Raw genomic sequence first — 428 nt, 5'->3', positions numbered from 1 at the left:
TGCTGGCCCGTCTGCACCGCGTACTGCTCGGCCGGCAGGCCGAACGCGTCGTAGCCGAGCGCGTGCAGCACGTTCTCGCCGCGCATGCGCCGGAAGCGCCCGACGACGTCCGTCGCGATGTACCCGAGGGGGTGCCCCACGTGCAGGCCCGCGCCCGACGGGTACGGGAACATGTCCATGATGAAGTACGGGCTCGCGCCCTCGGGGCCCTGGCCGTCGCCGTCCGTGAGTTCCCCCGTGGGGTTGGCGGCCCAGAAGGTGCCGCGCTGCTCCCAGAGCTCCTGCCACTTGAGCTCGATCTGCTCCGCGAGCGCCGGCGTGTAACGGTGGGCGGGGCCGCCCGCGGCGGGGGCGTCCGAGGCGTGCGGGATCGAGGCGGTGTCAGGCGTGGTCACCCGGCCGAGTTTACCGGCCGGCGAGAGGCCCGA

At 73.8% G+C, this 428-nt stretch carries 1 protein-coding gene; it reads right to left on the bottom strand.

Features of this window, described 5'->3' with window-relative positions:
* On the bottom strand, positions 1 to 371 hold a 371-nt coding region (locus G3I78_RS48845; protein ID WP_343244040.1), incomplete at its 3' end, for a class I tRNA ligase family protein.
* Positions 372 to 428: the final 57 nt, after the last annotated feature.

This window comes from Streptomyces sp. SID13726 (assembly GCF_010548375.1).
GTDB lineage: Bacteria > Actinomycetota > Actinomycetes > Streptomycetales > Streptomycetaceae > Streptomyces.
Note: the sequence above shows the minus strand (reverse complement) of the source record. Positions and strands in the feature narration are given on the sequence as shown.